At 70.5% G+C, this 24065-nt stretch carries 19 protein-coding genes; 13 read left to right on the plus strand and 6 right to left on the minus strand.

Annotation, left to right across the window (positions count from 1 at the left end; translation table 11 throughout):
• Position 1: 1 nt before the first annotated feature.
• Both RSA25_RS00760 and RSA25_RS00765 read right to left on the minus strand, forming a co-directional pair.
• Positions 2-478 (minus strand): histidine phosphatase family protein, encoded by a 477-nt coding sequence (locus tag RSA25_RS00760; RefSeq protein WP_332807011.1) that lies wholly within the window; start codon positions 476-478, stop codon positions 2-4.
• 17 nt (positions 479-495) lie between these two features.
• Entirely contained in the window at positions 496-1128 is a 633-nt protein-coding gene (locus RSA25_RS00765; protein ID WP_332807012.1) for a ParA family protein, read from the minus strand.
• Between the two features lie 130 nt (positions 1129-1258).
• Between RSA25_RS00765 and RSA25_RS00770 the strand changes: the two genes are divergently transcribed.
• Positions 1259-2743, plus strand: coding sequence for an AAA family ATPase (locus RSA25_RS00770; protein WP_332807013.1), 1485 nt, complete (start codon positions 1259-1261; stop codon positions 2741-2743).
• A gap of 23 nt (positions 2744-2766) precedes the next feature.
• On the opposite strand, the gene RSA25_RS00775 is transcribed toward RSA25_RS00770, so the two are convergent.
• A complete protein-coding gene (locus tag RSA25_RS00775) occupies positions 2767-3681 on the minus strand; it encodes an AEC family transporter (RefSeq protein ID WP_332807014.1) in 915 nt (304 codons plus the stop codon).
• Between the two features lie 106 nt (positions 3682-3787).
• Positions 3788-4438, minus strand: a complete 651-nt coding sequence (locus RSA25_RS00780; protein ID WP_332807015.1) for a tetratricopeptide repeat protein — start codon at positions 4436-4438, stop codon at positions 3788-3790.
• Positions 4439-4598: 160 nt separating this feature from the next.
• Between RSA25_RS00780 and RSA25_RS00785 the strand changes: the two genes are divergently transcribed.
• The 3 genes from RSA25_RS00785 to RSA25_RS00795 all read left to right on the plus strand — a co-directional run bounded on the left by RSA25_RS00785 (position 4599) and on the right by RSA25_RS00795 (position 10126).
• Positions 4599-8300 (plus strand): indolepyruvate ferredoxin oxidoreductase family protein, encoded by a 3702-nt coding sequence (locus tag RSA25_RS00785; RefSeq protein ID WP_332807016.1) that lies wholly within the window; start codon positions 4599-4601, stop codon positions 8298-8300.
• A 239-nt stretch (positions 8301-8539) separates the two neighbouring features.
• The gene (locus tag RSA25_RS00790) at positions 8540-8797 is read left to right on the plus strand and encodes a helix-turn-helix domain-containing protein (protein ID WP_332807017.1); all 258 of its coding nucleotides are present in this window, start codon (positions 8540-8542) and stop codon (positions 8795-8797) included.
• A gap of 3 nt (positions 8798-8800) precedes the next feature.
• Positions 8801-10126 carry a type II toxin-antitoxin system HipA family toxin gene (locus tag RSA25_RS00795; protein ID WP_332807018.1) on the plus strand — a complete coding sequence of 442 codons (1326 nt, stop codon included), beginning with the start codon at positions 8801-8803 and terminating at the stop codon, positions 10124-10126.
• Here the strand turns inward: RSA25_RS00795 and RSA25_RS00800 are convergent, their stop codons facing one another.
• On the minus strand, positions 10127-10747 hold the full coding sequence (locus RSA25_RS00800; protein ID WP_332807019.1) for a DUF938 domain-containing protein: 621 nt from the start codon (positions 10745-10747) through the stop codon (positions 10127-10129). It abuts the gene before it with no gap.
• A 143-nt stretch (positions 10748-10890) separates the two neighbouring features.
• Here RSA25_RS00800 and RSA25_RS00805 point away from each other — a divergent pair, with 143 nt between their 5' ends.
• The 9 genes from RSA25_RS00805 to RSA25_RS00845 all read left to right on the plus strand — a co-directional run bounded on the left by RSA25_RS00805 (position 10891) and on the right by RSA25_RS00845 (position 23335).
• Entirely contained in the window at positions 10891-12519 is a 1629-nt protein-coding gene (locus RSA25_RS00805) for a TldD/PmbA family protein (RefSeq protein WP_332807020.1), read from the plus strand.
• A gap of 57 nt (positions 12520-12576) precedes the next feature.
• Complete coding sequence (locus tag RSA25_RS00810; protein WP_332807021.1) at positions 12577-14211, plus strand: TldD/PmbA family protein; 1635 nt, start codon at positions 12577-12579, stop codon at positions 14209-14211.
• A 21-nt stretch (positions 14212-14232) separates the two neighbouring features.
• The gene (locus tag RSA25_RS00815) at positions 14233-15567 is read left to right on the plus strand and encodes a TldD/PmbA family protein (RefSeq protein WP_332807022.1); all 1335 of its coding nucleotides are present in this window, start codon (positions 14233-14235) and stop codon (positions 15565-15567) included.
• A gap of 7 nt (positions 15568-15574) precedes the next feature.
• Complete coding sequence (locus RSA25_RS00820; RefSeq protein ID WP_332807023.1) at positions 15575-16276, plus strand: DUF4159 domain-containing protein; 702 nt, start codon at positions 15575-15577, stop codon at positions 16274-16276.
• 62 nt (positions 16277-16338) lie between these two features.
• Positions 16339-17322 (plus strand): MoxR family ATPase, encoded by a 984-nt coding sequence (locus tag RSA25_RS00825; RefSeq protein WP_332807024.1) that lies wholly within the window; start codon positions 16339-16341, stop codon positions 17320-17322.
• Positions 17323-17329: 7 nt separating this feature from the next.
• Positions 17330-18232 carry a DUF58 domain-containing protein gene (locus RSA25_RS00830; RefSeq protein ID WP_332807025.1) on the plus strand — a complete coding sequence of 301 codons (903 nt, stop codon included), beginning with the start codon at positions 17330-17332 and terminating at the stop codon, positions 18230-18232.
• On the plus strand, positions 18229-19353 hold the full coding sequence (locus RSA25_RS00835) for a BatA domain-containing protein (RefSeq protein WP_332807026.1): 1125 nt from the start codon (positions 18229-18231) through the stop codon (positions 19351-19353). The genes RSA25_RS00830 and RSA25_RS00835 overlap by 4 nt, the downstream gene beginning before the upstream one ends.
• Positions 19350-21506 (plus strand): hypothetical protein, encoded by a 2157-nt coding sequence (locus tag RSA25_RS00840; protein WP_332807027.1) that lies wholly within the window; start codon positions 19350-19352, stop codon positions 21504-21506. Before RSA25_RS00835 ends, RSA25_RS00840 begins: the two co-directional genes overlap by 4 nt.
• Positions 21503-23335 carry a hypothetical protein gene (locus RSA25_RS00845; RefSeq protein ID WP_332807028.1) on the plus strand — a complete coding sequence of 611 codons (1833 nt, stop codon included), beginning with the start codon at positions 21503-21505 and terminating at the stop codon, positions 23333-23335. Before RSA25_RS00840 ends, RSA25_RS00845 begins: the two co-directional genes overlap by 4 nt.
• Positions 23336-23350: 15 nt before the next feature.
• Here the strand turns inward: RSA25_RS00845 and RSA25_RS00850 are convergent, their stop codons facing one another.
• Positions 23351-24034, minus strand: coding sequence for a hypothetical protein (locus tag RSA25_RS00850; RefSeq protein ID WP_332807068.1), 684 nt, complete (start codon positions 24032-24034; stop codon positions 23351-23353).
• Positions 24035-24065 lie beyond the last annotated feature (31 nt).

A 24065-nucleotide genomic window follows, 5' to 3' on the forward strand; every position in this document is an offset into this window, starting at 1 on the left:
GCTACGGCCACCAGAAGGCGGTCAGGGTGGCCACGCCCGGTTCGATGCTGGCCTCGCGGTCGATGGACAGCACCGCGATGCCGCCCGGCGGCATGCCGCGGTAGTCGCTGCTGGTGCCCTCGCTCAGCAGTGCCACCAGCTGCTCCAGGCCGGGGTTGTGCCCGACCACCAGCAGCCGGTCGACATCGCCGCGGGCCTCGATCAGGCCCATCAGGGTGCCCGGGGTGGCCTCGTAGACGGTGTCTTCCAGCCGCTTTTCCACGAAACCGGTGATACCCAGCACGGCCTCCAGGGTTTCGCGCGTGCGCCGCGAGGGCGAACACAGCACGCAGTCGGGCAACAGGTTGTTTTCCTTCAACCAGCGGCCGGCCGCTTCCGCTTCGGCCAGGCCGATGGGGGACAGCGGGCGGTCCAGGTCGGCCTGGCCGGTACTGGCGGCTTCGGCGTGGGCATGGCGCAGCAGGATCAGTTCTCGCATAAAGGCTCTCTTCCGGATCAGGCTTTCTTCAGCCACTTCAACAGTGGCTCCCAGTCACTCTGGTGCTCGCGCACCTGCGCGGAGCGGTAATCGAACAGGCTGCGTCCCAGCCCGACCATCACCACGTAACTCTGGCTGTCGCGCAGTTGGGCGACAACCTCATACGGCCATTCGGCCAGCATCTGGATGGCTTGCTGGGAGGTCTGGGTCCACGGTTTGGTGCGGTTGAGCACCAGCCCCACCGGCAGCGCGCGGCGGTGCACGCGGGGCACCTTGGACAGGCTGTTGAGGAAGCCGACGATGGCCTCGATGTCCAGCGCCGAGGGCAGCACCGGCACCACCACGGCATCGGCAACCTCCAGGAAGTGCCCGAGATCGTCGGCCAATGCGCCGGCGGGGGCGTCGATGATGACCGTGTCGGTGCCCTCGGGGACCAGCTTCTCCCAGGCTTTCCTGCGGTAGACGTCGATCGGCAGCACGGCGCTTTCCAGGTTCGCCCGGCGCTGTGCCCAGCGGGTGCTGGAGCCCTGCGGGTCGGCGTCGGCCAGCACGGTCCGTTGGCCGTCCAATGCGGCATGCGCCGCCAGGTGGGTGGCGACGGTGGTCTTGCCCACCCCACCCTTGGAACCGGCTACCAGGATCGTCTTCATGCCAGCCTCGCTTCCGGGGAACGTCACCGCAGCGTACACCGCCGTCCGTGACGGAGATAGTCGCGCGGCTGAACCCCTGCGCGGGGCGCCGCTTTGCTATCGTGCGCGATCCAAAGGATTGCAAGCTGGCATGAGCGAGTTACAGGACCTGAGCGCACTGATCCGCGCCAACACCCCGCTGATCATCATCGAGACCCAGGACGAGGGTCGCATCGTGGAGCTGTTCCGGCAGACCCTGATGCACGTCTGGCGTGCCCTGCACCGCTGGTCGATCACCGAGGGCCTGCGCCGCATCGACATGGACCGCGAGGATGACGCGGTCGGCCCGCCGGACGCCAGCGCGGCGCTGCAGATGATCCGCCAGGCCGAACAGCGCGGGATCTACCTGCTGCTCGATTTCCACCCCTACCTGGGCTATGCCAGCCACCAGCGCGCGCTGCGCGACCTGGTCCAGCGCCGCCATTGCCAGGCCCACGTGCTGGTGCTGATCGGGGCCAAGGTGGAGCTGCCGGCCGAGCTGGAGGCGCTGGCCACCCGCTTCAACCCGCGCCTGCCCGACCTCAATGCCCTGCTCAAGATGCTGCGCGAGGAGGCCGAGGCCTATGCCCGCGAGAACGGCGGGCGCCGGGTGGAGGTGGACAACGAGGCGGTCAAGAAGATCCTGCACAACCTGCGTGGCCTGAGCATGGTCGATGCGCGGCGGATCGCCCGGCAGCTGATCTTCGCCGACGGCGCGCTCAGCCAGGACGACCTGCCGCAGCTGGCCCGGCTCAAGTTCGAGCTGCTCAACCGGGCCGGCCACCTGCACTACGAATACGACACCACGCGCTTTGCCGACGTGGCAGGCGCCAACCGGCTCAAGCGCTGGGTCAACCAGCGCCGGCCGATCTTCCTGGGCGGCCAGGGCCCGGCCGGGCTGGACCCGCCCAAGGGCATGCTGCTGCTGGGCGTGCAGGGCTGCGGCAAGTCGATGCTGGCCAAGGCCACCGCGGCCGGCTTCGGCGTGCCGCTGCTGCGGCTGGATTTCGGCAGCCTGTATGACAAGTACCACGGCGAGACCGAGAAGAACCTGCGCGAGGCGCTGGCCTCGGCCGAACAGCTGGCCCCGTGCGTGCTCTGGATCGACGAGATCGAGAAGGGGCTGGCCAGTGGCGGCGAGGATGGCGGGGTGTCGCGCCGGGTGCTGGGCCACCTGCTGACCTGGCTGGCCGAGCGCAAGGGCACGGTGTTCATCGTGGCCACCGCCAACCAGGTGCACGAGCTGCCGGCCGAACTGCTGCGCAAGGGCCGCTTCGACGAGATCTTCTTCGTGGACCTGCCCGATGCCAACATCCGCGTCGAACTGCTGCGCCTGCACCTGGGCCGGCGCCAGCTCAACGCCGACGACTTCGCGCTGCCGGCCCTGGCCGCGGCCAGCGACGGCTTCTCCGGTGCCGAGATCGAGCAGGCGGTGGTGGCCGGGCTGTATGCCGCGCACGCCGAGGGCCGGGTGCTGGACACCGACCTGCTGATGACCGAGATCCGCGGCAGCCGGCCGCTGTCGGTGCTGATGGCCGAGCAGGTCAACGCGCTGCGCGAGTGGGCACGCGGGCGCACGGTCAGCGCCGACGAGTAAGCCGCCCTCCCCCGCCGACGGAGTCAGCCGAGGTGCTGCAGCACCGCGACCCACGCGGGCAGGGTGAGCAGCGACAGCAGGATGCCGTAGCCCACCAGGGCCGCGGCCAGCCGCGGGGCCAGCCGGTGCGAGATGGCCAGCGCGGCGGCGGTGATCATGGTGGGCATGGCCGATTCGAGCACGTTGACCTGCGCCATCGTCCCCTGCAGCCCGAACAGCAGGCCGATCGGCAGCGCCAGCGCCGGCATCACCACCAGCTTGAGCAGCAGGCCGATGCCCAGCGGGGCGAGTTCGGCGCGCGACAGGCGCAGCCGGATCGACAGGCCCACCGCCAGCATCACCAGCGGCAGCATGGCATCGGCCAGTTGGCGCAGCGCGGTGCCGATCCAGTGCGGCGGCTCGGCCGGCATCAGCACCAGGGCGAACAGCAGCGCCCACAGCGGCGGGAAGCGCGCGATGCGGGCCAGCACCTGGCGCGCGGTGGGTGGGCGATCGCCGCTGTAGCGGGCGATCACGTACAGCCCGAAGGTGGACAGCAGCACGAAGGTGCCGAACTGGTCGTAGACCACCGCATACGGCAGGGCGGCATCACCCAGCAGCGCGCGCACCATGGGATAGCCGATGAAGCTGGAGTTGGCCAGCGCCACGCAGATCAGCAGCACCGCGTGCACGTCGCGGGCGAAGCCGAACAGGCGCGTGGCCAGCCACACCAGCGCGCAGCTGGCGAGCATCAACAGCCACGGCGTGGCCATCAGCCCGACCAGGGCCAGGTCCAGGTGCAGCCGCGGCACGTAGGTGAGCACCGCCGCCGGCAGGCACACGTACAACACCACGCGGTTGAGCACCTCGGCGCTGTTGTCGGGCAGCGCGCGCAGGCGGGCGAACAGCATGCCCAGGCCGAGCATGGTCAGGATCAGGGCGAATGCATCGAAAGCCATCGCGCCAGCCTAGCCGATGCGCGCGCGGCACCGGCTGCGACCTTGGTCGAAGCCGGCGCACATCAGCGCGTGCGGGGCGCCCCCGGGCCCTCGCCGGCGGCCGCGATCAGGGCCAGGCCGGGGGCTGGGACGCCCAGGCCTGCTGCACCTCGGCCAGGGTGGCGCGCTCGCTGTCGCGCCAGCTCGGCAACAGCGCGGCGTACCCGCTGCTGCTGCCCCACTGCTGCGGCTCGGTGCGCACCGCGGCGGCATACCAGCGCACCGCCTCGTCCTTGCGGCCGAGCGTCCACAGCGCCAGGGCATAGGTGGCCGGCACCCAGGCGGCGTTGCCGCGCACGCCGGCCTGGGCACTGCTCCACTGCGCCAGGGCCGCGTCCACCTCACCCAGCCGGAACAGATCCCAGCCGTAGTTCCAGCGCACCGTGCGCCCGGTCGCCGTGGTCGCCGCGGCACTGCCGAGGGCTTCCTCGTACAGGCTGCGGCCCAGCTCCGGCCGGCCCTGGGCGATCGCGACGCCGGCCAGCTGCACGGTGGCATCGAGCGCCCTGCGGCCGCGCTCGCGCTGCTTCATCAACTGTTCCACCAGGTCGGCGCCATCGCCACTGACCACCACCACCGGTGCGGCGGCCGTGTCCTGGTCGAAATAGAACTCCTGCACGGCGGGCAGCGGTTGCGCGGCCACCGCGAATACACTCGAACCCACCGTCAATCCAGCCGCCAGCACCACGCCGGCCAGCCTGTGTCTTGCCACTGCCATGCAAACTCCCCCAGGTTGTCACAACAACCTCCCGGACCGATCCTAACCCCAGCGTGCGCCCGGAGGCGAGTGCCCGGGGCCATTTCAGTGCCACTGTTACAATCCGCGCCTTTCCGGCCGTGATCGCTGCGGCCGTGCCAGCCGACTTCCCGGGCCAGCCATGACCAGTACCGCCGAACTCACCTCGCCTGCTTCCGCCAACCGCCCCGATGCCGGGGGCCTGGACGACAGCTACACGCTGGACCACAAGTACACCCGTACCGATGGCCGCATCTACCTGAGCGGGGTGCAGGCGCTGGTGCGGCTGCCGTTGATGCAGCGGCTGCGCGACGAGGCGGCCGGGCTGGACACGGCCGGCTTCATCAGCGGCTACCGCGGCAGCCCGCTGGGCGGGTTCGACCTGGAACTGTGGCGTGCCCGCCAGCACCTGGAGGCGGCGCGGGTGAAGTTCACCCCCGGCCTCAACGAGGACCTGGGCGCGACCATGGTCTGGGGCACCCAGCAGACCAACCTGTTCCCGGGCGCCAAGGTCCAGGGCGTGTATGGCATGTGGTACGGCAAGGGCCCGGGCGTGGACCGCTGCGGCGACGTGTTCAAGCACGCCAATGCGGCCGGCACCTCCCCGCACGGCGGCGTGCTGGCGCTGGCCGCCGACGACCACGCCTGCCGCAGCTCCACCCTGCCGCACGGCAGCGAGGATGAATTCGTCAGCGCGATGATGCCGGTGCTGAACCCGGCCGGCGTGCAGGACATCCTGGACATGGGCCTGCTCGGCTGGGCGATGAGCCGTTACACCGGGCGCTGGATCGGCTTCAAGACCATCGCCGAGACCGTGGAATCCTCCGCGTCGGTGCAGGTGGACCCGTTCGCGCGGAAGATCGTGCTGCCGGAAGACTTCGAGATGCCCGCCGGCGGCCTCAACATCCGCTGGCCGGACCCGCCGCTGGACCAGGAAATGCGCCTGCACCGGTATGCGGTGAAAGCCGCGCAGGCCTTTGCCCGCGCCAACGGCATCGACCGCGTCGTGATGGATTCCCCGCGCGCGCGGCTGGGCATCGTCACCACCGGCAAGAGCTACCTGGACGTGCTGCAGGCGCTGGAATACCTGGGCCTGGACGAGGCCGCGTGCGCGGCCATCGGCATCCGCGTGTACAAGGTCGGCATGAGCTGGCCGCTGGAGCCGGAAGGCATCGCACGCTTCGCCCAGGGGCTGGAAGACATCGTGGTGGTGGAGGAGAAGCGGGCCTTCATCGAGCGGCAGATGAAGGAGCAGTTCTTCAACTGGCCGGCCAGCTGGGGCCAGCGCCCGTCCATCGTGGGCAAGTACGACGAAGCCGGCGAGTGGATCCTGCCGTCCACCAACGAACTGACCCCGGCCACCATCGCCGGGGTGATCGGGCGCCGCATCCAGAAGTTCTTCAACAACGATTCCATCCAGGAACGCCTGCGCTGGATGGACGCCAAGGAAGCCGAGCTTGCGCTGCCGCGCGCCAGTTTCCCGCGCGTGCCGCACTACTGCTCCGGCTGCCCGCACAACACCTCCACCCGCGTGCCCGAGGGCTCGCGGGCGCTGGGCGGGATCGGTTGCCATTACATGGTGACCTGGATGGATCGCAGCACCGACACCTTCACCCACATGGGCGGCGAAGGCGTGACGTGGGCCGGGCAGGCGGCCTTCACCGACACCGGGCATGTGTTCCAGAACCTGGGCGATGGCACCTATTTCCACAGCGGCTCGCTGGCGATCCGCCAGGCCATCGCCGCCAAGGTCAACATCACCTACAAGATCCTCTACAACGACGCGGTGGCCATGACCGGTGGCCAGCCGGTGGACGGCACGCTGAGCGTGCCGCAGATCGCCCACCAGATGCGCGCCGAAGGCGTGCAGACCATCGTGCTGGTGAGCGATGAGATCGGCAAGTGGAACCGTCGCGAGCAGTTCCCCGATGGCGTGGAGTTCTTCGACCGCGCCGAGCTGGACGCGGTGCAGAAGCAGCTGCGCGACGTGAAGGGCACCAGCATCCTGATCTACGAACAGACCTGCGCCACCGAGAAGCGCCGCCGCCGCAAGCGCGGCAAGCTGGTCGACCCGCCCAAGCGGGTGGTGGTCAACTCGCTGGTCTGCGAGGGCTGCGGCGACTGCGGGCAGAAGAGCTTCTGCGTGTCGGTGCTGCCCAAGGAAACCGAGTTCGGGCGCAAGCGCGACATCGACCAGTCCAACTGCAACAAGGACTACAGCTGCACCACCGGCTTCTGCCCCAGCTTTGTCACCGTGCACGGCGGCAAGCCGCGCAAGGGCGCGCGCAGTTCGAAGACGGCGTTGCTGGACAAGCTGCCGGCGCCGACCTTCCGCACCACGCTGGAACAGCCCTGGAACATCCTGATCACCGGCGTCGGCGGCACCGGCGTGGTGACCATCGGTGCGCTGCTGGGCATGGCCGGGCACCTGGAGGGCAAGGGCGCCAGCGTGCTCGACCAGACCGGGCTGGCCCAGAAGGGCGGCGCGGTCACCACCCATATCCGCATCGCGCGCACGCCCGAAGACATCCACGCCGTGCGCATCGCCGCCGGCGAAGCCGACCTGGTGGTGGGCTGCGACATGGTGGTGGTCAACGACTACTGGGCCCTGTCCAAGGTGCGCGCCGAGCGCTCGCAGGTGGTGCTCAACACCTATGAGGCGATGCCGGGCACGTTCACCACCCGGCCGGACCTGCAGTTCCCGGCGGCGGACATCATCGCCGGCATCCGCGTGGCGCTGGGCGGGCGCGAGCCGCTGCTGCTCGATGCCACCCAGCTGGCCACCGCGCTGCTGGGCGATGCGATCGCCGCCAACCTGTTCATCCTTGGCTTTGCCTGGCAGCAGGGCCTGGTGCCGATCTCCTTCGAGGCGCTGATGCGCGCGATCGAGCTCAACGGGGCGGCGGTGGCGATGAACCAGCAGGCCTTCGCCTGGGGCCGCCTGGCCGCGGTGGACCCGCAGGCCGTGCAGCAGGCCGCCGGCCTGGTGGCCAACCGCCACACCGATGCCGAGCGCACTCCCGGCCCCCTGCACGACCTGCCGCCCGGCGAGTGGGAAGGCAACGAGTGGGGCGCCAACGCGGCCCCGCGCAACACCGCCGACGAGCGTGAACTGCGCGGCCTGCCTGGCCACGGCGTGGGCGAGGAGGTGGCCTTCCTGCCGCTGGACGACGAGCGCCTGTCGCGTTCGCTGGACGAACTGGTGGAGCGCCGCGTGCGCTTCCTCACCGACTACCAGGATGCCGCCTATGCCGCGCGCTACCGCGCCCTGGTGGACAAGGTGCGTGCGGCCGAATGGGACGTGGTGGGCAGCACCGCGCTCACCGAGACCGTGGCGCGTTACTACTTCAAGCTGATGGCCTACAAGGACGAGTACGAGGTGGCGCGGCTGTACACCAGCGGCGAGTTCCAGCGCCGCCTGCAGCAGCAGTTCGAGGGCGATTTCCAGCTGCGCTTCCACCTGGCCCCGCCGCTGTTTGCGAAGAAGGACGCGCAGGGCCGCCTGATCAAGCAGGAATACGGGCCGTGGATGCTCAAGGCGTTTGGCCTGCTGGCCAGGCTGAAGTTCCTGCGCGGTGGCCGCCTGGACGTGTTTGGCCGCACCGCCGAACGCCGTGGCGAGCGCCAGTTGATCGCCGACTACGAACAGACCGTGGCCCTGCTGCTGGACGGGCTGCGCGATGACCGGGTGGCCCTGGCGGTGGAGATCGCCAGCATCCCCGAGCACATCCGCGGCTACGGGCACGTCAAGGAAGCGCACCTGCACAAGGCCAAGGCGCGCGAGGCGACGCTGCTGGCGCAATGGAAGAACCCGCGGGCGCTGCATATCGTGCAGGTGGCGTGAGGTGGGCGAACGCTGACATCGGCTCGATGTCAGCGTACCGCGACAAAGGAAAATGCAATTCATAGGTTGCATTTAAGAAATGCAACCTATACCTTGCATTTTGCTAATGCACGTTATAGGTTGCTGCTGCGCGATTGATTTCTCGGATTGCGTTGTTGGGATCCCAGCCAGCCCCGCCGTTCCCTTTTATCGTTCAATCGTTGCCCGGCGGTTTGTGTAGCCGCGCAGAGCAGATGCCCATGAGCAATGACAGCCTCGTCGTGCGCACGCCCCACCAACTCGGGGCATTGATGCGTGCGTTTCGCAAACAGGCCGGTTTCAGTCAGGCGGCCCTCGCCGAACGGCTGGGGGTCTCGCGCCAGGCCATCACCGCCTTGGAGCGTGAACCCGAATCCGCCACCTTTGAGCGGCTCATGAAGGTGTGGGCCGTGCTGGGTCTGGAGGTGTCGCTCCAGCGCGCCACTGGGCATACCCAACCGTTGGACATGGAGTGGTAGCAGATGGCCGAGCTGAAGGTCTGGATGAACGGCGTCGAGGTGGCGACCTGGTGCGAGCGTTCCACCGCGCCGGCGCAACTGACGTACGCATCGTCCTGGCTCGCCTCGGCACTGCCTCGCCCCCTGTCATTGTCGCTGCCGCTGCTGCCCGCCGGGGCGAGCCACCGCGGGCAGGCCGTCTCGGACTATTTCGACAACCTGCTGCCTGACAACAGCGACATCCGCAATCGCCTGCGCGACCGCTTCCGCACGCAGAGCGCGGGTACATTCGATCTGTTGCAGGCCATCGGCCGCGATTGCGTCGGTGCCGTGCAGCTGCTGCCGCCAGGCCTTGCCCCCGTCGACCTGCACAGCATCCAGTACCGGGCGCTGTCAGACGCGGAGGTCGCCGATGTGCTGCGGGGCGTCACTGCCGTGCCGGTACCGGGTTCGCCACGGCGCCCGGACGACGACTTCCGCATCTCGATCGCCGGCGCGCAGGAAAAAACCGGCCTTCTTCAGCACGATGGCCGTTGGTGCCTGCCCACGGGTAGCACGCCGACCACCCACATTCTCAAGCTGCCGCTCGGCCTGGTGGGCAACATGCGTGCAGACATGCAGCTCTCGGTGGAAAACGAGTGGCTCTGCATGCAGCTCATCGGCGCGTTCGGCATCCCGACCGCCAGCACCGGAATGGGCCGCTTCGAGGACCAGCGCGCGCTCATCGTTGAACGCTTCGACCGGCGTCTGGCGCGTGATGGCCAGTGGTGGCTGCGGCTGCCCCAGGAAGACATGTGCCAGGTGTTCGGTCTTCCCAGCTCGAAGAAGTACGAGGCCGATGGCGGGCCCGGCATGCTGGAGATCCTGGAACTGCTGAGGCAGTCCAGCCGTGCAGAGGACCGCGAACACTTCTTCAAGACACAGCTGCTGTTCTGGATGCTGGCTGCCACTGACGGCCATGCCAAAAACTTCAGCGTGCACCTCGACGCCGGCGGCGGGTTCCGGCTCACACCGGTTTACGACGTGCTGTCGGTGTACCCGATCCTGGGCCGTGGACCGGGAAGGCTCGATCCGCACGATGCGCAGTTGGCGATGTCGGTGCGCGGCAAGAACCGCCACCGCACGTTGCTCGGCATCCGCCGCCGACACTGGAACGAGACGGCGCGTGCTGCGGGGATTGCCGCCGGCGCCGAACCGTGGATCGACGACCTGCTGGCGCGGGTGGAGCCGGCGATCATGCGCGTGGCCGCAACACTGCCTGCCGACTTCCCCGTGCAGGTGGCAGACCCCATCTTCCAGGGCCTTCGCAAGGCGGCCACGCGGTTGGCCTCCCAGTCCAGCGATGGCTGATCACCCCCGCCGCCACACCCGCAGCCGGTTGTTGGCCGGCATCGCCACCTCGTCGATCAGCTGCAACCCCTGCGCGGCGGCCAGCGCATCCACGGCCTCGGCATCGCGGATGCCCGCCTCGGGGTCGCGCGCCTTCAGCCAGGCATCGAACTGGCGGTTGCTGTCGCTGCTGTAGGCGCCGTGGTGGTTGAACGGACCGTAGATGCACAACCGCGCGTCATCGGCCATCACCGCGGGCAGCCCGGCGAACAGTGCCTGCACGTGCGCCCAACTCATGATGTGCAGGGTGTTGGCGGTGAACACCGCATCGAACGTGGGCCGCGGCGTGGGCAACGGTGCCAGGCCCGGGTGCGGCGACAGCACCGCCTGCAGTGGCCACGGCGCGGGCAGGTTGGGCAGGGCCGCCTCGGCCAGGCGCTCGGCGATGCCCGGCAGGTGGTCGGGATGGTCGCTGGCCTGCCAGTGCAGGTGCGGCAGCCCGGCGGCGAAATACGACGCGTGCTGGCCGGTGCCACTGCCGATTTCCAGCACGCGGCGGCGATCGTGCAGGTGGCGCTGCAAGACGGCCAGGATCGGCGCACGGTTGCGTTCGCAGGCCTCGGACCAACGCTGCTGGCTCATACGATGCTCAAGATGAATTGGATGCCGCCTATCCAACCATGACCGCAGTCACTTGTGCCACTGCCGGGCGCCACCGAAAGTCGGAGGCTTGAGTCCACTGTCGCCGGCGTCCTGCCGCGACCGTACCGGGGGAATCGCAAGCAGTGCAACGCCGTGAGTTTCTGACGCTGTCTGGCATGGGCCTGGCTGGCCTGATGCTGCCGCACACCCGCCTGATCGCCGCCGAGCAGCTGCTCGAGCCGGGCGATGCGGTCGCCAACCGGCGGCTGGCCGAGGCCGCGCTGGACGCGGCCAGGCGGGCCGGTGCCAGCTACTGCGACGTGCGCATCGGGCGCTACCTCAACCAGGCGGTGATCACCCGCGAGGCACAGGTACAGAACGTCACCAACAGCGAATCCTCGGGCATCGGCATCCGCGTGATCGTCAACGGGGCGTGGGGCTTTGCCGCCACCCACCAGCAGACCCCGGCCGCGGTACAGGCCACCGTGGCCCAGGCCGCGGCCATCGCGCGTGCCAACGCCGGCATCCAGCTGCGGCCGGTGCAACTGGCCCCGGTGCAGGGCGTGGGCGAGGTGAGCTGGAAGACGCCACTGGTCAAGAATGCGATGGCGGTCCCGATCCAGGACAAGGTGGCGCTGCTGCTGAGCGTGAATGCCGCCGCGCTCGATGCCGGCGCGGACTTCATCAACTCCACGCTGTTCCTGGTCAACGAGCAGAAGTACTTCGCCTCCAGCGATGGCTCGTTCATCGACCAGGACGTGCACCGGATCTGGCTGCCGTTCACCGCCACCGCCATCGACAAGGCCAGCGGCAAGTTCCGCACGCGGGCCGGGCTGTCCTCGCCGATGGGCATGGGCTACGAGTTCCTCGACGGCGACGCCCGCGGCAAGGTCGCCCTGCCCGGTGGCCTCACCGCCTACCGCGACTCCTACGATCCGGTGGAGGATGCCATCGCCGCCGCGCGCCACGCCCGCGAGAAGCTCAAGGCGCCCTCGGTCAAGCCCGGCAGGTACGACCTGGTGCTGGACCCGTCCAACCTGTTCCTGACCATCCACGAGAACGTGGGCCACCCGCTGGAGCTGGACCGCGTGCTGGGCTATGAGGCCAACTACGCCGGCACCAGCTTCGCCACGCTGGACAAGCGCGACGCCGGCTTCCGCTGGGGCAGCGAGCGGGTCAACTTCTTCGCCGACAAGACCGCGCCCGGCAGCCTGGGCGCCGTCGGCTATGACGACGAGGGGGTCAAGACCCGGCGCTGGGACCTGGTCCGCGACGGCATCCTGGTCAACTACCAGGCCACCCGCGACGAGGTGCACCTGCTGGGTGAAACCCGGTCGCACGGCTGCAGCTACGCCGATTCGTGGTCCAGCGTGCAGTTCCAGCGCATGGCCAACGTGTCCCTGGCGCCGGGCAAGGCGCCGCTGAGCGTGGCGGACATGATCAAGGACGTGGAGAACGGCCTGTACATCCACGGCCGCGGCTCGTACTCGATCGACCAGCAGCGCTACAACGCGCAGTTCGGCGGCCAGTTGTACTACCAGATCAGGAACGGGCAGCTGGCCGGCATGGTCGAGGATGCGGCCTACCAGATCCGCACGCCGGAGTTCTGGAACGCCTGCAGCGCGATCTGCGATGAGCGCGACTTCCGCTTCGGTGGTTCGTTCTTCGATGGCAAGGGCCAGCCGGGCCAGGTCTCGGCGGTCTCGCACGGTTCCTCGACCAGCCGTTTCGACGGCATCAACATCATCAACACCGCGCGCAGCCTGGGATGAACCTGTCCCGGGCTGCGCTCGTTTTCCCGCCCCGCCACACCGACGTGGAGAGCTGCCTTGCAACGACGTGACTTCCTCGCCCTCACCGGGCTTACCGCAGGCGGCCTGATCGTGCCGTCGTTCTTCGGCAAGGCCATCGCCGCCGAGCAGCTGCAGAGCACGCTCGACCTGGGCCTGAAGAAGCGCCTGGCCGACGCCGCGCTGGCCGCTGCCCGCCAGGCCGGGGCCACCTACTGCGACGTGCGCATCGGGCGCTACCTGCGCCAGTTCGTGATCACCCGCGAGGACAAGGTGCAGAACGTGGTCAACACCGAGTCCACCGGCGTGGGCATCCGCGTGATCGTCAACGGCGCCTGGGGCTTTGCCGCCACCAACGCGCTGGGCACCGCCGACGTGGCGCGCGCCGCGCAGCAGGCCGCGGCCATCGCCAAGGCCAACGCCGGGGTGCAGACCGCGCCAGTGCAGCTGGCTGCCGCGCCGGGCGTGGGCGAGGTGAGCTGGAAGACGCCGATCCGCAAGAACGCCATGGACGTGCCGGTGAAGGAAAAGGTGGACCTGCTGCTGGACGTCAACGCGGCCGCGTTGGCCGCCGGCGCCAGCTTCGTCAATTCGATGCTGTTCCTGGTCAACGAGCAGAAGTACTTCGCCAGCACCGACGGCTCCTACATCGACCAGGACGTGCACCGCATCTGGGCGCCGATGACCATCACCGCCATCGACAAGGCCAGCGGCAAGTTCCGCACCCGCGAAGGGCTGTCCGCGCCGATGGGCATGGGCTACGAATACCTCGACGGCGCCGCCGCCGGCAAGGTGCTCACCCCCAACGGCGTGGTCAACTACAGCTCCTCCTACGACATGAAGGAAGATGCGATCGCCGCGGCCCGGCAGGCCCAGGAGAAGCTCAAGGCGCCGTCGGTGAAGCCGGGCAAGTACGACCTGATCCTGGACCCGTCGCACACCTGGCTGACCATCCACGAATCGATCGGCCACCCGCTGGAGCTGGACCGCGTGCTCGGCTACGAAGCCAACTACGCCGGCACCAGCTTCGCCACGCTGGACAAGCGCGAGCAGCACTTCCAGTACGGCAGCGACAAGGTCAACATCTTCGCCGACAAGACCCAGCCGGGCAGCCTTGGCGCGGTGGCCTACGACGATGAAGGCGTGAAGTGCAAGCGCTGGGACCTGATCACCGACGGCAAGCTGGTGGACTACCAGACCATCCGCGACCAGGCCCACATCCTGGGCAAGACCGCTTCGGACGGCTGCTGCTATGCCGACTCCTGGTCCAGCGTGCAGTTCCAGCGCATGGCGAACGTGTCCATGGCCCCGGGCAAGACGCCGCTGAGCGTGGCCGACATGGTCAAGGACGTGGAGAACGGCATCTACATCATCGGCGACGGTTCGTTCTCGATCGACCAGCAGCGCTACAACGCGCAGTTCGGCGGCCAGCTGTTCTACGAAATCAAGAACGGCAAGATCACCCGCATGCTCGAGGACGTGGCCTACCAGATCCGCACGCCGGAATTCTGGAATGCCTGCACCGCCGTGGCCGATGAGCGCGATTACCGCCTGGGCGGTTCGTTCTTCGACGGCAAGGGCCAGCCGGGCCAGGTCTCGGCGGTCTCGCATGGCTCGTCCACCGCGCGCTTCAACGGCATCAACGTCATCAACACCGCCCGCAGCCTCGGCTGACCGGTCAGGAGCCTTTACACCATGAGTATCTTCACCGAAGCACAAGCCAAGGCCATCCTCGACAAGGTCATCGCGCTGTCCAAGGCCGATGAATGCACCGCCGTGCTGGCCGGTTCCATCGAAGGCAACATCCGCTTCGCGCTCAACAACGTGTCCACCAGCGGCATCGTGGACAACACCGAACTGGCCGTCACCGTGGCCTTCGGCAAGCGCGTGGGCACCGCCTCGATCAACGCCTTCGACGATGCCGCGCTGGAACGGGTGGTGCGGCGCGCCGAAGACCTGGCGCGGCTGGCCCCGGAGAACCCGGAGTTCATGCCCGCCATCGGCAAGCAGGCCTACACGCCCAGCCCGACCTTCAGCGCCTCCACCGCCGCCATCGACCCGGCGTTCCGTGCCAAGGTCGCCGCCGACTCCATCGCCCCGTGCCGCGGCAACGGCCTGATCGCCGCCGGCTTCCTGGAAGACGGCCAGGGCTTCTATGCCACCGCCAACAGCAACGGCAACTTCGGCTACCAGCGCAGCACCAGCTTCGATTACACCTGCACGGTGCGTACCGAAGACGGCCGCGGTTCGGGTTGGGTCGGCCGCAACCTCAAGGACGCGGCGGATTTCAAGGCCGACCAGGACATCCGCATCGCCATGCGCAAGGCCACCGAATCGGCCGAGGCCAAGGCGCTGGAACCGGGCAAGTACACGGTCATCCTGGAACCGGCGGCCGCCGCCGGCCTGATCAGCTTCATGATGAACTTCTTCAGCGCGCGCTCGGCCGATGAAGGCCGCAGCTTCCTGTCCAAGAAGGGCGGCGGCAACAAGCTCGGCGAACTGGTCTACGACCCGCGCGTGAACATGCATGCCGACCCGTGGCACCCCGAGGCCCCGGTCCTGCCGTGGGACAACGAGGGCATGCCGCGCACCAAGCTGCCGATCATCGAGAACGGCCGCATCGCCAACCTGGAGTATTCGCGGTTCTGGGCCAACAAGCAGGGCAAGACGGCCAACGCCACCCCGGGCAACCTGCTCATGAGCGGTGGCGAGAAGAGCACCGCCGAGCTGGTGCGTGGCACCCAGAAGGGCATCCTGGTCACCCGCACCTGGTACATCCGCATGGTCGATCCGCAGACCGTGCTGCTCACCGGGCTGACCCGCGACGGCACCTTCTACATCGAGAACGGGCAGATCAAGTACCCGGTGAAGAACTTCCGCTTCAACGAGTCGCCGGTGATCATGCTCAACAACATCGAGGAGCTGGGCAAGCCGGTGCGCGTGGCCGGTGACGAGTCGAGCTTTGTGATGATGATCCCGCCGATGAAGCTGCGCGATTTCACCTTCACCTCGTTGTCCGACGCGGTCTGATCGATCGATGGACCGCGCGCAGTTCCTGCGCCTGATGCTGGGCAGTGCCGCCTTCGCCGCACTGCCCTCGCTGGCGCGCGCCCAGGCCGGACGCTACGATTTCTGGTTCACCCGCCTGAAGTACGACTCCGGCGACTGGGACGTGGATGCGCGCATGCCCTCGAACCTGATCACCTCGCTGATCGACTACACCACCCTGCGCGTGGACCCCACCGAGCATGTGATCGCCCTGTCCGACCCGCGCATGCTGGAGGCCCCGTTCTGCTACCTGGCCGGGCACACGCTGGTGGAGTTCAACGCCGCCGAGCGGCAGAACTTCGTGCGTTACGTGCGTAACGGGGGTTTCGTGTTCGTCGATGACTGCAACCACGACATCGACGGCCTGTTCGCCACGTCGTTCGAGGCGCAGATGCGCGCCTTGTTCGGCCCGGCCGCGCTGAAGAAGCTGCCCAACGGCCACGCGCTGTACCGCAGCTTCTTCCGCTTCCCCGAGGGCCCGCCGGCCACCGGGTTCGAGCTCAATGGCTGGGGCGACGACCTGGTCCACGACTATCTCAAGGGCATCGAGGTGGACGGACGCCTCGGCGTGCTCTACAGCAACAAGGACTACGGCTGCGAGTGGGATTACGACTGGCGCAACAAGCGTTTCCTGGCCGAAGACAACACCAAGTTCGGCGTGAACATCGTGATGTATGCGTTGAACAACTGACGTTTGCCCTACCCCTGCAGCCACGCCGGTCGTGGCGTTTCCCCCGATGATGCGAGCGTGCCATGCCCACTGACAGCCTTGATTCCCTTCTTCCCCGACTGCAGCAGCTGCGCACCGCGCTGGGCCAGGCCGTGGTGGGCCAGCACGCGGTGGTGGAGCAGCTGCTGATCGGCCTGCTGGCCGGCGGCCACTGCCTGCTGGAAGGCGCGCCCGGGCTGGGCAAGACGCTGCTGGTGCGCTCGCTGGGCCAAGCGCTGGAGCTGCAGTTCCGGCGCGTGCAGTTCACCCCCGACCTGATGCCCAGCGACATCCTGGGCACCGAGCTGCTGGAGGAGGACCACGGCACCGGCCATCGCCATTTCCGCTTCCAGCAGGGGCCGATCTTCACCCAGCTGCTGCTGGCCGACGAACTCAACCGCACCCCGCCCAAGACCCAGGCCGCCCTGCTGGAGGCGATGCAGGAGCGCACCGTCAGCTACGCCGGCACCACCTACGCGCTGCCCGCCCCGTTCTTCGTGCTGGCCACGCAGAACCCGATCGAGCAGGCCGGCACCTACCCGCTGCCCGAGGCCCAGCTGGACCGGTTCCTGCTGCACGTGCGGGTGGACTACCCCAGCGAACAGGAAGAACGCGACATCCTGCTGCAGACCACCGGCAGCGCGACCGGCCAGGTGCCGCAGGTGATGGACGCCGAGGCGGTGCTGGCGCTGCAGGCCGCGGTGCGCCAGGTGCACGTCAGCGACGACGTGCTGACCTGGATCACCCGCCTGGTGCGGGCCAGCCGGCCCGGCCCGGGCGCGCCGCCGGCGATCAACCAGTGGGTGCGATGGGGGGCCGGCCCGCGCGCGGGGCAGTCGCTGGTGCTGGCGGCCAAGGCGCGCGCGCTGCTGCAGGGCCGCTTTGCGGCCACCCGCGAGGATGTGCAGGCGCTGGTCGGCCCGGTGATGCGCCACCGGCTGCTGCTGTCTTTCGCCGCCGAGGCCGAGCAGAAGGACGCCGATGCGGTGATCGCCGCGCTGCTGCAGGCCGTGCCGTTCCCGGCCTGAGCCAGAGGTGAGCCAGCACGCCCCCATCGCGATTCCGGCCGAGGTGCGCAGCCGCCTCAAGGCACTGCGCCTGGTGCCCCGGCAGGCGCGCGGCGCGCACGGCATCGGCCAGCACGCCAGCCGCAGCCGCGGTGCCGGGCTGGAGTTCGCCCAGTACCGCGCCTACGAGCCCGGCGATGCCCTGCGCCAGATCGACTGGAAGCTGTATGCCCGCTCGGACCGCTTCTTCGTGCGCGAGTCCGAACGCGAAAGCCCGATCACCACCTGGGTGCTGCTGGATGCCAGCGCGTCGGCCGCCCAGGCCGACCGCGCCCGCCCGGACTGGTCGCGGCTGGACCACGCCTGCGCCACCGCGGCCTGCGTGGTCGAGCTGGCGCTGCAGCAGGGCGACCGCTTCGGCGCGATCGTGGTCAATGGCCACGGCGTGCAGGTGGTGCCGGCCGGCACCGGCCCGCGCCAGCGCGACCGCGTGCACCTGCTGCTGCGCGGCGTGCAGGCGCACGGCGGCTGGCCGCCGCTGGACGCCCTGCGCCCGGTCTGGGAGCGCGTGCAGGCCGGCCACCTGCTGGTGGCGCTCGGCGATGGCTTCGATGAGGCCAACACCGTGTTGCTGGAGCGGCTGGCCGCTGCCCGCCGCGAGGTGCTGCAGGTGCAGTTGCTCAGCGCCGAGGAGCGCGATTTTCCGTTCGCGCAGGGCCATCGCTTCGAAGACCCCGAAACCGGTGAGGCCCTGCTCGGCGACGGGCGCGCGATCCGCGACGGCTACCTGGCCCGGTTCGACCAGGCCCAGCGCGCGTTGCAGGCGCGCCTGCAGGCCGCCGGCATCGCCCATGCGCTGGGTTACCTGGACCAGCCACTGGATACGCCACTGGGCGTGCTGTTCGGCACGGGCCGCCGCGCATGGGCATGACGCTGCTGTTTCCGCTGGGCCTGCTGGCGCTGGCCGCGTGGTTGATTCCGCTGCTGGTGCACCTGGCCCGCCGCCAGCAGCTGGCACCGCTGCCGTTTGCGGCGCTGCGCTGGCTGCGGGCGCAGGCACGCCCGCGCCAACGCATCCGCCTGGACGAATGGCCGCTGCTGGTGGTGCGGCTGTTGCTGCTGGCGGCCCTGGCCCTGCTGCTGGCGCGCCCGGTGTTGCTCGGCGGCGATGGCGCTGCCCGCCCGGTGGTGGCGGTGGCCCCCGGCCTGCCACTGGACGCCGTGGGCGTGCTGCCGCGCGATGCCGATGCGCGCTGGCTGGCCCCGGGCTTTGCCGCCCTCGATACGCCGGCGCCTGCCGCCGCGCAACCGTTGTCCAGCCTGCTGCGTGAGCTGGACCAGCAGCTGCCGGCCGGCGCGCCGCTGACCGTCTACCTGCCCGACCCGATGACCGGCGCCGACGGCGAGCGCCCGCGCCTGTCGCGCCCGGTGCAGTGGCGACCGCTGGCACGCGAGGCCACGGCGCCGCCCGCGCCCGCATCCCGCGCGCCCCGGCTGCACCTCGGCGCACCGGTCGATGCGCCGGCGCTGCGCGTGCTCAACGCCGTCCAGCAGGCCTGGCGTGGCCAGCCGCTGCCGCCGCCCGATGCCCGCGTGCCGGCCGAGGGGCAGATCGGGGTCTGGCTGTCGCCGGCACCGTTGCCGCCCCGCTGGCAGGCGTGGCTGCAGGCGGGCGGCACGCTGCTAGCCGCCCCCGGCGCCGACGCCGACGCGCGCGAGGCGGTCGTGGTCCTGCGCGACGCGCAAGGCCTGCCAGTGCTGCGCGAGCAGCGGGTCGGCCAGGGTCGGCTGCTGCGCTTCAGCGCGGCCCTGTCGCCGGCGCGGCTGCCGATCCTGCAGGACGCCGATTTCCCGCGCCGGCTTGCCGCCTGCGTGCAACCGGTGGCCGCGCCGCAGTGGGTCGCCGCCGGCGTCCATGCACCGTTGACCGGCGCACGCGCACCCGCGCCGCCACCACGCCCGCTTGCACCGTGGCTGCTGGTGCTGATCGTGCTGCTGTTCGCGCTGGAGCGCTGGCTGGCCACCGCCGCGCGCCGGGCAGGCAGCGCATGAGCAACGCCGTGCACCGGGGCTGGCAGCGGGCGCGTCGCCGCGTCGTCGCGGCGACCTTGCTGGTGGCCGTTCCGCCCTGCCTCGCCGCCACGGCCGTGGCCCTGCGCGTGGGCGGTTTCGACATCGCCACGGTGGTGCTGAGCGCCACCTTGCTGGCCACCGCCGCGCTCGCCACCTGGCGTGGCCGGCGCCTGGACCGGCACTGGCTGGTCCGGCAGCTGGACACCCACCCGGTGGCGCAGGACAGCGCGGACCTGCTGTTCGTCGGTGCCGCCACGCTCAACCCGTTGCAGCAGCGCCAGCAGGCCCGGGTGGAGGCCGCACTGCAGGCGCGCATGCCCGACCTGCGCCCGCGTTGGCCGCGCCGCGCGCTTGGCCTGGCCTGGGTGCTGGCGCTGGCCGTGACCGCGCTGGCGCTGGGCTGGCCGCGCGATCGCAGCCGCCCGGCCGGGCCGTCGCCGGCGGGTCCCGCCGCCGCCCACCCGGCGGCCCCGCCGCGCCTGCAGGCCACGCGCCTGGCCATCCGCGCACCGGCCTACACCGGCCAGCCCGAGCGCGTGCAGCACGGCCTGGACGCACGGCTTGCACAGGGCAGCCAGCTGCACTGGTCGCTGCACTTCAGCACCCCACCGCGCCAGGCCACCCTGCAGTTCCATGATGGTCGCCGCATCGCCCTGCAGCAGGACGGACAGGCGTGGAGCGCGCGTGCCGTGATCGAACGCGCGGCCGTGTACCGCGTGGTCACCGAGCCGGCACTGCGCGACCCGCGTCTGTACCGCCTGGACGTGGTGCCCGACCAGCCGCCGAGCGTGCGCGTGCTGGTGCCGGACCGCACGCTGGTGCTGGCCACGCCCGGGCAGCGGCAGTGGGCGCTGCAGTTCGAGGCCAGCGACGACCACGGCGTGCAGGCGCAGGCGCAGCTGAAGATCACCCTGGCCCAGGGCAGCGGCGAGAACATCACCTTCCGCGAGCAGACCCTCACCCTGGCCGGCAGCGGCACGCCCACGCGCCGCCGCTTCGCGCACACCCTGGACCTGGCCGCGCTCGGTGCGCAGCCCGGCAACGATGTGATCGTGCAACTGCAGGTGCGCGACACCCACGCGCCCACGCCCCAGACCGCGCGCAGCAGCAGCGTGATCCTGCGCCTGCCCAGCCTCGAGCAGGTGCAGGGCGCCGCGCTGGAGGGCATGGTCAAGAAGACGCTGCCGGCCTACTTCCGCAGCCAGCGCCAGATCATCATCGATGCCGAGGCACTGATCCGGCTGCGTCGGCAGTTGCCGCCGGACACGTTCACCCAGCGCGCCGATGCGATCGGCGTGGACCAGCGCATCCTGCGCCTGCGCTACGGCCAGTTCCTGGGCGAGGAAAGCGAGGGCGCGCCCAGGCCGCCGCCCACCGACGCCCCTTTGCCCACGTCCGACACCCCGGTCCCGCGCGACGACGGCCATGACCACGCGCCCGCCGCCACCTCGGCCGGCCATGACGACCACGACCATGGCACGCCCGCCACCGACGGTGCGCCGGTCTTCGGCAGCGCCACCGACGTGCTGTCCGAGTACGGCCATACCCACGACCATGCCGAGGCGGCGACGCTGCTCGACCCGCAGACCCGCGCCACGCTCAAGGCCGCGCTCGACCAGATGTGGTCCTCCGAAGGCGAGCTGCGCCAGGGCCGGCCCGAGGCCGCCCTGCCCTATGCGAACAAGGCGCTGGCCTTCATCAAACAGGTCCAGCAGGCCGAGCGCATCTACCTGGCGCGGGTCGGCCCGGAGCTGCCGCCGATCGACGAGAACCGCCGGATGGGCGGCGACCGCACCGACCTGGGCAGCCGCACCCTGGCGCTCGCGCCATTGCCCGCGCCGGACCCGGCCATCGTGGCGGTGTGGCAGCAGCTGGGCACCGGCGGCGATACGCCAGACCTGGATGCGTTGGGCACGTGGCTGGACCGTCACCAGGCGCGCCTGGCCGATCCGCTCAGCCTGGCCGCGACCGTGGAAGCGCTGCGCATGGACCCGACCTGCAGCGACTGCCGGCAGGCATTGCGCGCGCAGTTGTGGCGCGCGTTGCAGCGCCCGCTGCCGCAGGTGACCCGACGCGCCGCCCCGGACCGCATGGGCCAGGCCTACCTGGATGCACTGGAGGGGCGCCCGTGACCGCCCACCTTGCCCTTGCCCTGGCGCTGCTGGCCATCGTGCTGGTCGGCAGCGCGCGCCTGTGCTGGCCGCGTGGCGCGGCTGCGCGTGGCGGCGTAACGATGGCGCTGCTGCTGGTGCTGCAACTGGCCAGCGCCACGCTGCTTTACTTCACCCTGCTGCCGCCGCACGTGCCGGTGGCAGCCGGCGAACTGACCGTACTCACCGCCGCGGCCGATGCCGCGCGCCACGCACCGTCGCCGGCGGCGAATACGATCGCGTTGCCCGAGGCCACCGCCGCGGCCGGCATCGCCACCGCCCCGGACCTGGCCACGGCGCTGCGCCAGCACCCCGGCACGCGATCCCTGCAGGTGGTGGGCGATGGCCTGCCCGCCCGCGATCGCGACACCGCGCTGCCCGCAGAGGTGCGCTGGCAGCCGTCCGCGCCGCCACGCGGTTGGGTCGCGCTGACGCCGCCGGCCCCCACCGCACCGGGCAGCAGCTTCGCGGTGCAGGCACGCGCGCAGGGCGTGGCCAACGGCAGCGCCGAACTGCTCGATCCCGCCGGCCAGGTGGTGGACCGCCGCCCGCTTGCCGCCGATGGCAACGTGCAGCTGGAGGGCGTTGCCCGGGCCAGCGGCCGCAGCGTCTTCCAGGTGCGGCTGCTCGATGCCGGCCGCCACGCCGTGGACACCTCGCCCGTGCCGCTGCAGACGCTGGAACAGCCGGCGCCGCGCGTGCTGATCCTCGGCGGCGCGCCGGGGCCGGAGCTGAAGTACCTGCGCCGCTGGGCCGCCGATACCGGGCTGGCCGTGCATGCCCAGGCCAGCGCCGGTGGCGGGGTGTCGCTGGGCGATGCGCCGCTGGCGCTCACTGCGGCCTCCCTGGCCGCCACCGACGTGCTGATCCTGGACGAACGCAGCCTGGCCGGCCTCGGCGCGGCCCAGCGCGGCCTGGTCCAGCAGGCGCTGCACGATGGCCTGGGCGTGGTGGTGCGCAGCACCGGCCCGCTCGGCGAAGGCGCGCGGCAGGCCCTGCAACGCTGGGGCCTGGCGGCCAGCGGCACGTCCTCGACCACGCCGCTGCGCTTGCCGGCCGATCCCGACCCGGCGCTGCTGCAGGCACGCCGCGGCCCCTCGCGCGCGGCCGTGCCGCCGACCGCGGCGATCGATGCGGCCGACCGCGCCTCGCACGCGGCGGACGTGCCGGTGCTGGCGCAGTTCGCACTGCGCGCCGCCGACACGACGCCACTGCTGCACGACGCGGCCGGGCAGGCGGTCGGTGGCTGGCGCCGCGTCGGCCGCGGCCGCCTGGCCCTGCTGCCGGTCACCGACAGTTACCGCCTGGTGCTGGCCGGGCGCGAGGATCGCCACGCCGAACTGTGGAGCGCGGTGCTCGCCCACCTGGCCCGGCCCGTGCCGGCCGCACCGGCCGCGCGCCTGGACACGGCCACGCCGTGGGCAGGCGAACGCGTCGCGCTGTGCGGTGTGGCCGAAGGCGCGCAGGTGGACGACGCAGCCGGCGCGGCGGTGCCGCTGCGCATCGATCCGGCCACCGGCAGCGCGGCCTGCGCGGCCTACTGGCCGGCGCAGGCCGGCTGGCACCAGTTGCGGCAAGGCACGCAGACCCAGGCGTTCTACGTGTACGCGCCCGACCAGGCGCGGGCGATGCATCGCCAGCAGCTGCGCGAGGCGATGGCGCAGCAGGCGCTCGAGGGGGCCGGCACCGCGCAGGCCCGCGAGGCCAGCCGGCCCGGTCCGCGCTGGCCGTGGTGGCTGGCCTTCCTGGGCGTGGCCGGGTTGCTGTGGTGGCTGGAGCGCCGGCGCCCGCCCGTGCGGCCCGCGCCATGACCGCGGCGGCGCGGCTCAGCGCGCGGCGGGGTCGCGCCCGTACACGCCGTTGAAACGCACGTTCATGCCGCCGCATTGGCTGTTGTCCGAGACCACCAGGTAGTCGCCCAACCACTGCGCCTTCAGTTCGCAGGCCGCGTCATCGCTGTCCTTGAAATGCACGATCGCCCCGCTCGGGCGCGCGATCGCATCGATCTGCCCCAGGTTGGGCCCGTACGGGCGCTGCGGGGTGGGCCTGGCCGAGGGCCAGTAGGCCTCGCCGGTCACCGCGAGCTGGCCGTCCTGCACGCGCAGCAGCAACGTGTCATCGCCATTGCGCCACTGCCCGGCCCACGCCTGCAGCGCCGGCGCACGCGCGACCGGCAACGGCTGCAGCCGCTGCGCCTCCACCCACCCGGCGCTGCCACCGCCCTTGTTGGGATAGAAGGCGCACCGATAGCCCGCCTGCGCATAGCCGGTCAGCACCGTGTCGCCGCCCACCACATAGCTGCGCTGGCGGCACGCCGGCTCTCCTTTTGCGGGGCAGCCCTCGCTGTCGGCCAGCAGGTACAGGCGCGGGGTGCCGGTGACCTTGGCCAGCGCGAAATCGCCCTGCTCGGTCGGAAAACCGCCGTTGCGACAGCTGCGCGGATCCTGCGCGGCCTGCGCCGAGGCGGTGTCGCACAGGCTGGCCAGCGCCAGCAGGAAAAGGAAACGCATCATGCGCGGCCGTACTCCGTGGATGTGGGAT

Origin of the sequence: Stenotrophomonas sp. (assembly GCF_036662295.1) — a bacterium.
In the GTDB taxonomy this organism is placed as follows: domain Bacteria; phylum Pseudomonadota; class Gammaproteobacteria; order Xanthomonadales; family Xanthomonadaceae; genus Stenotrophomonas.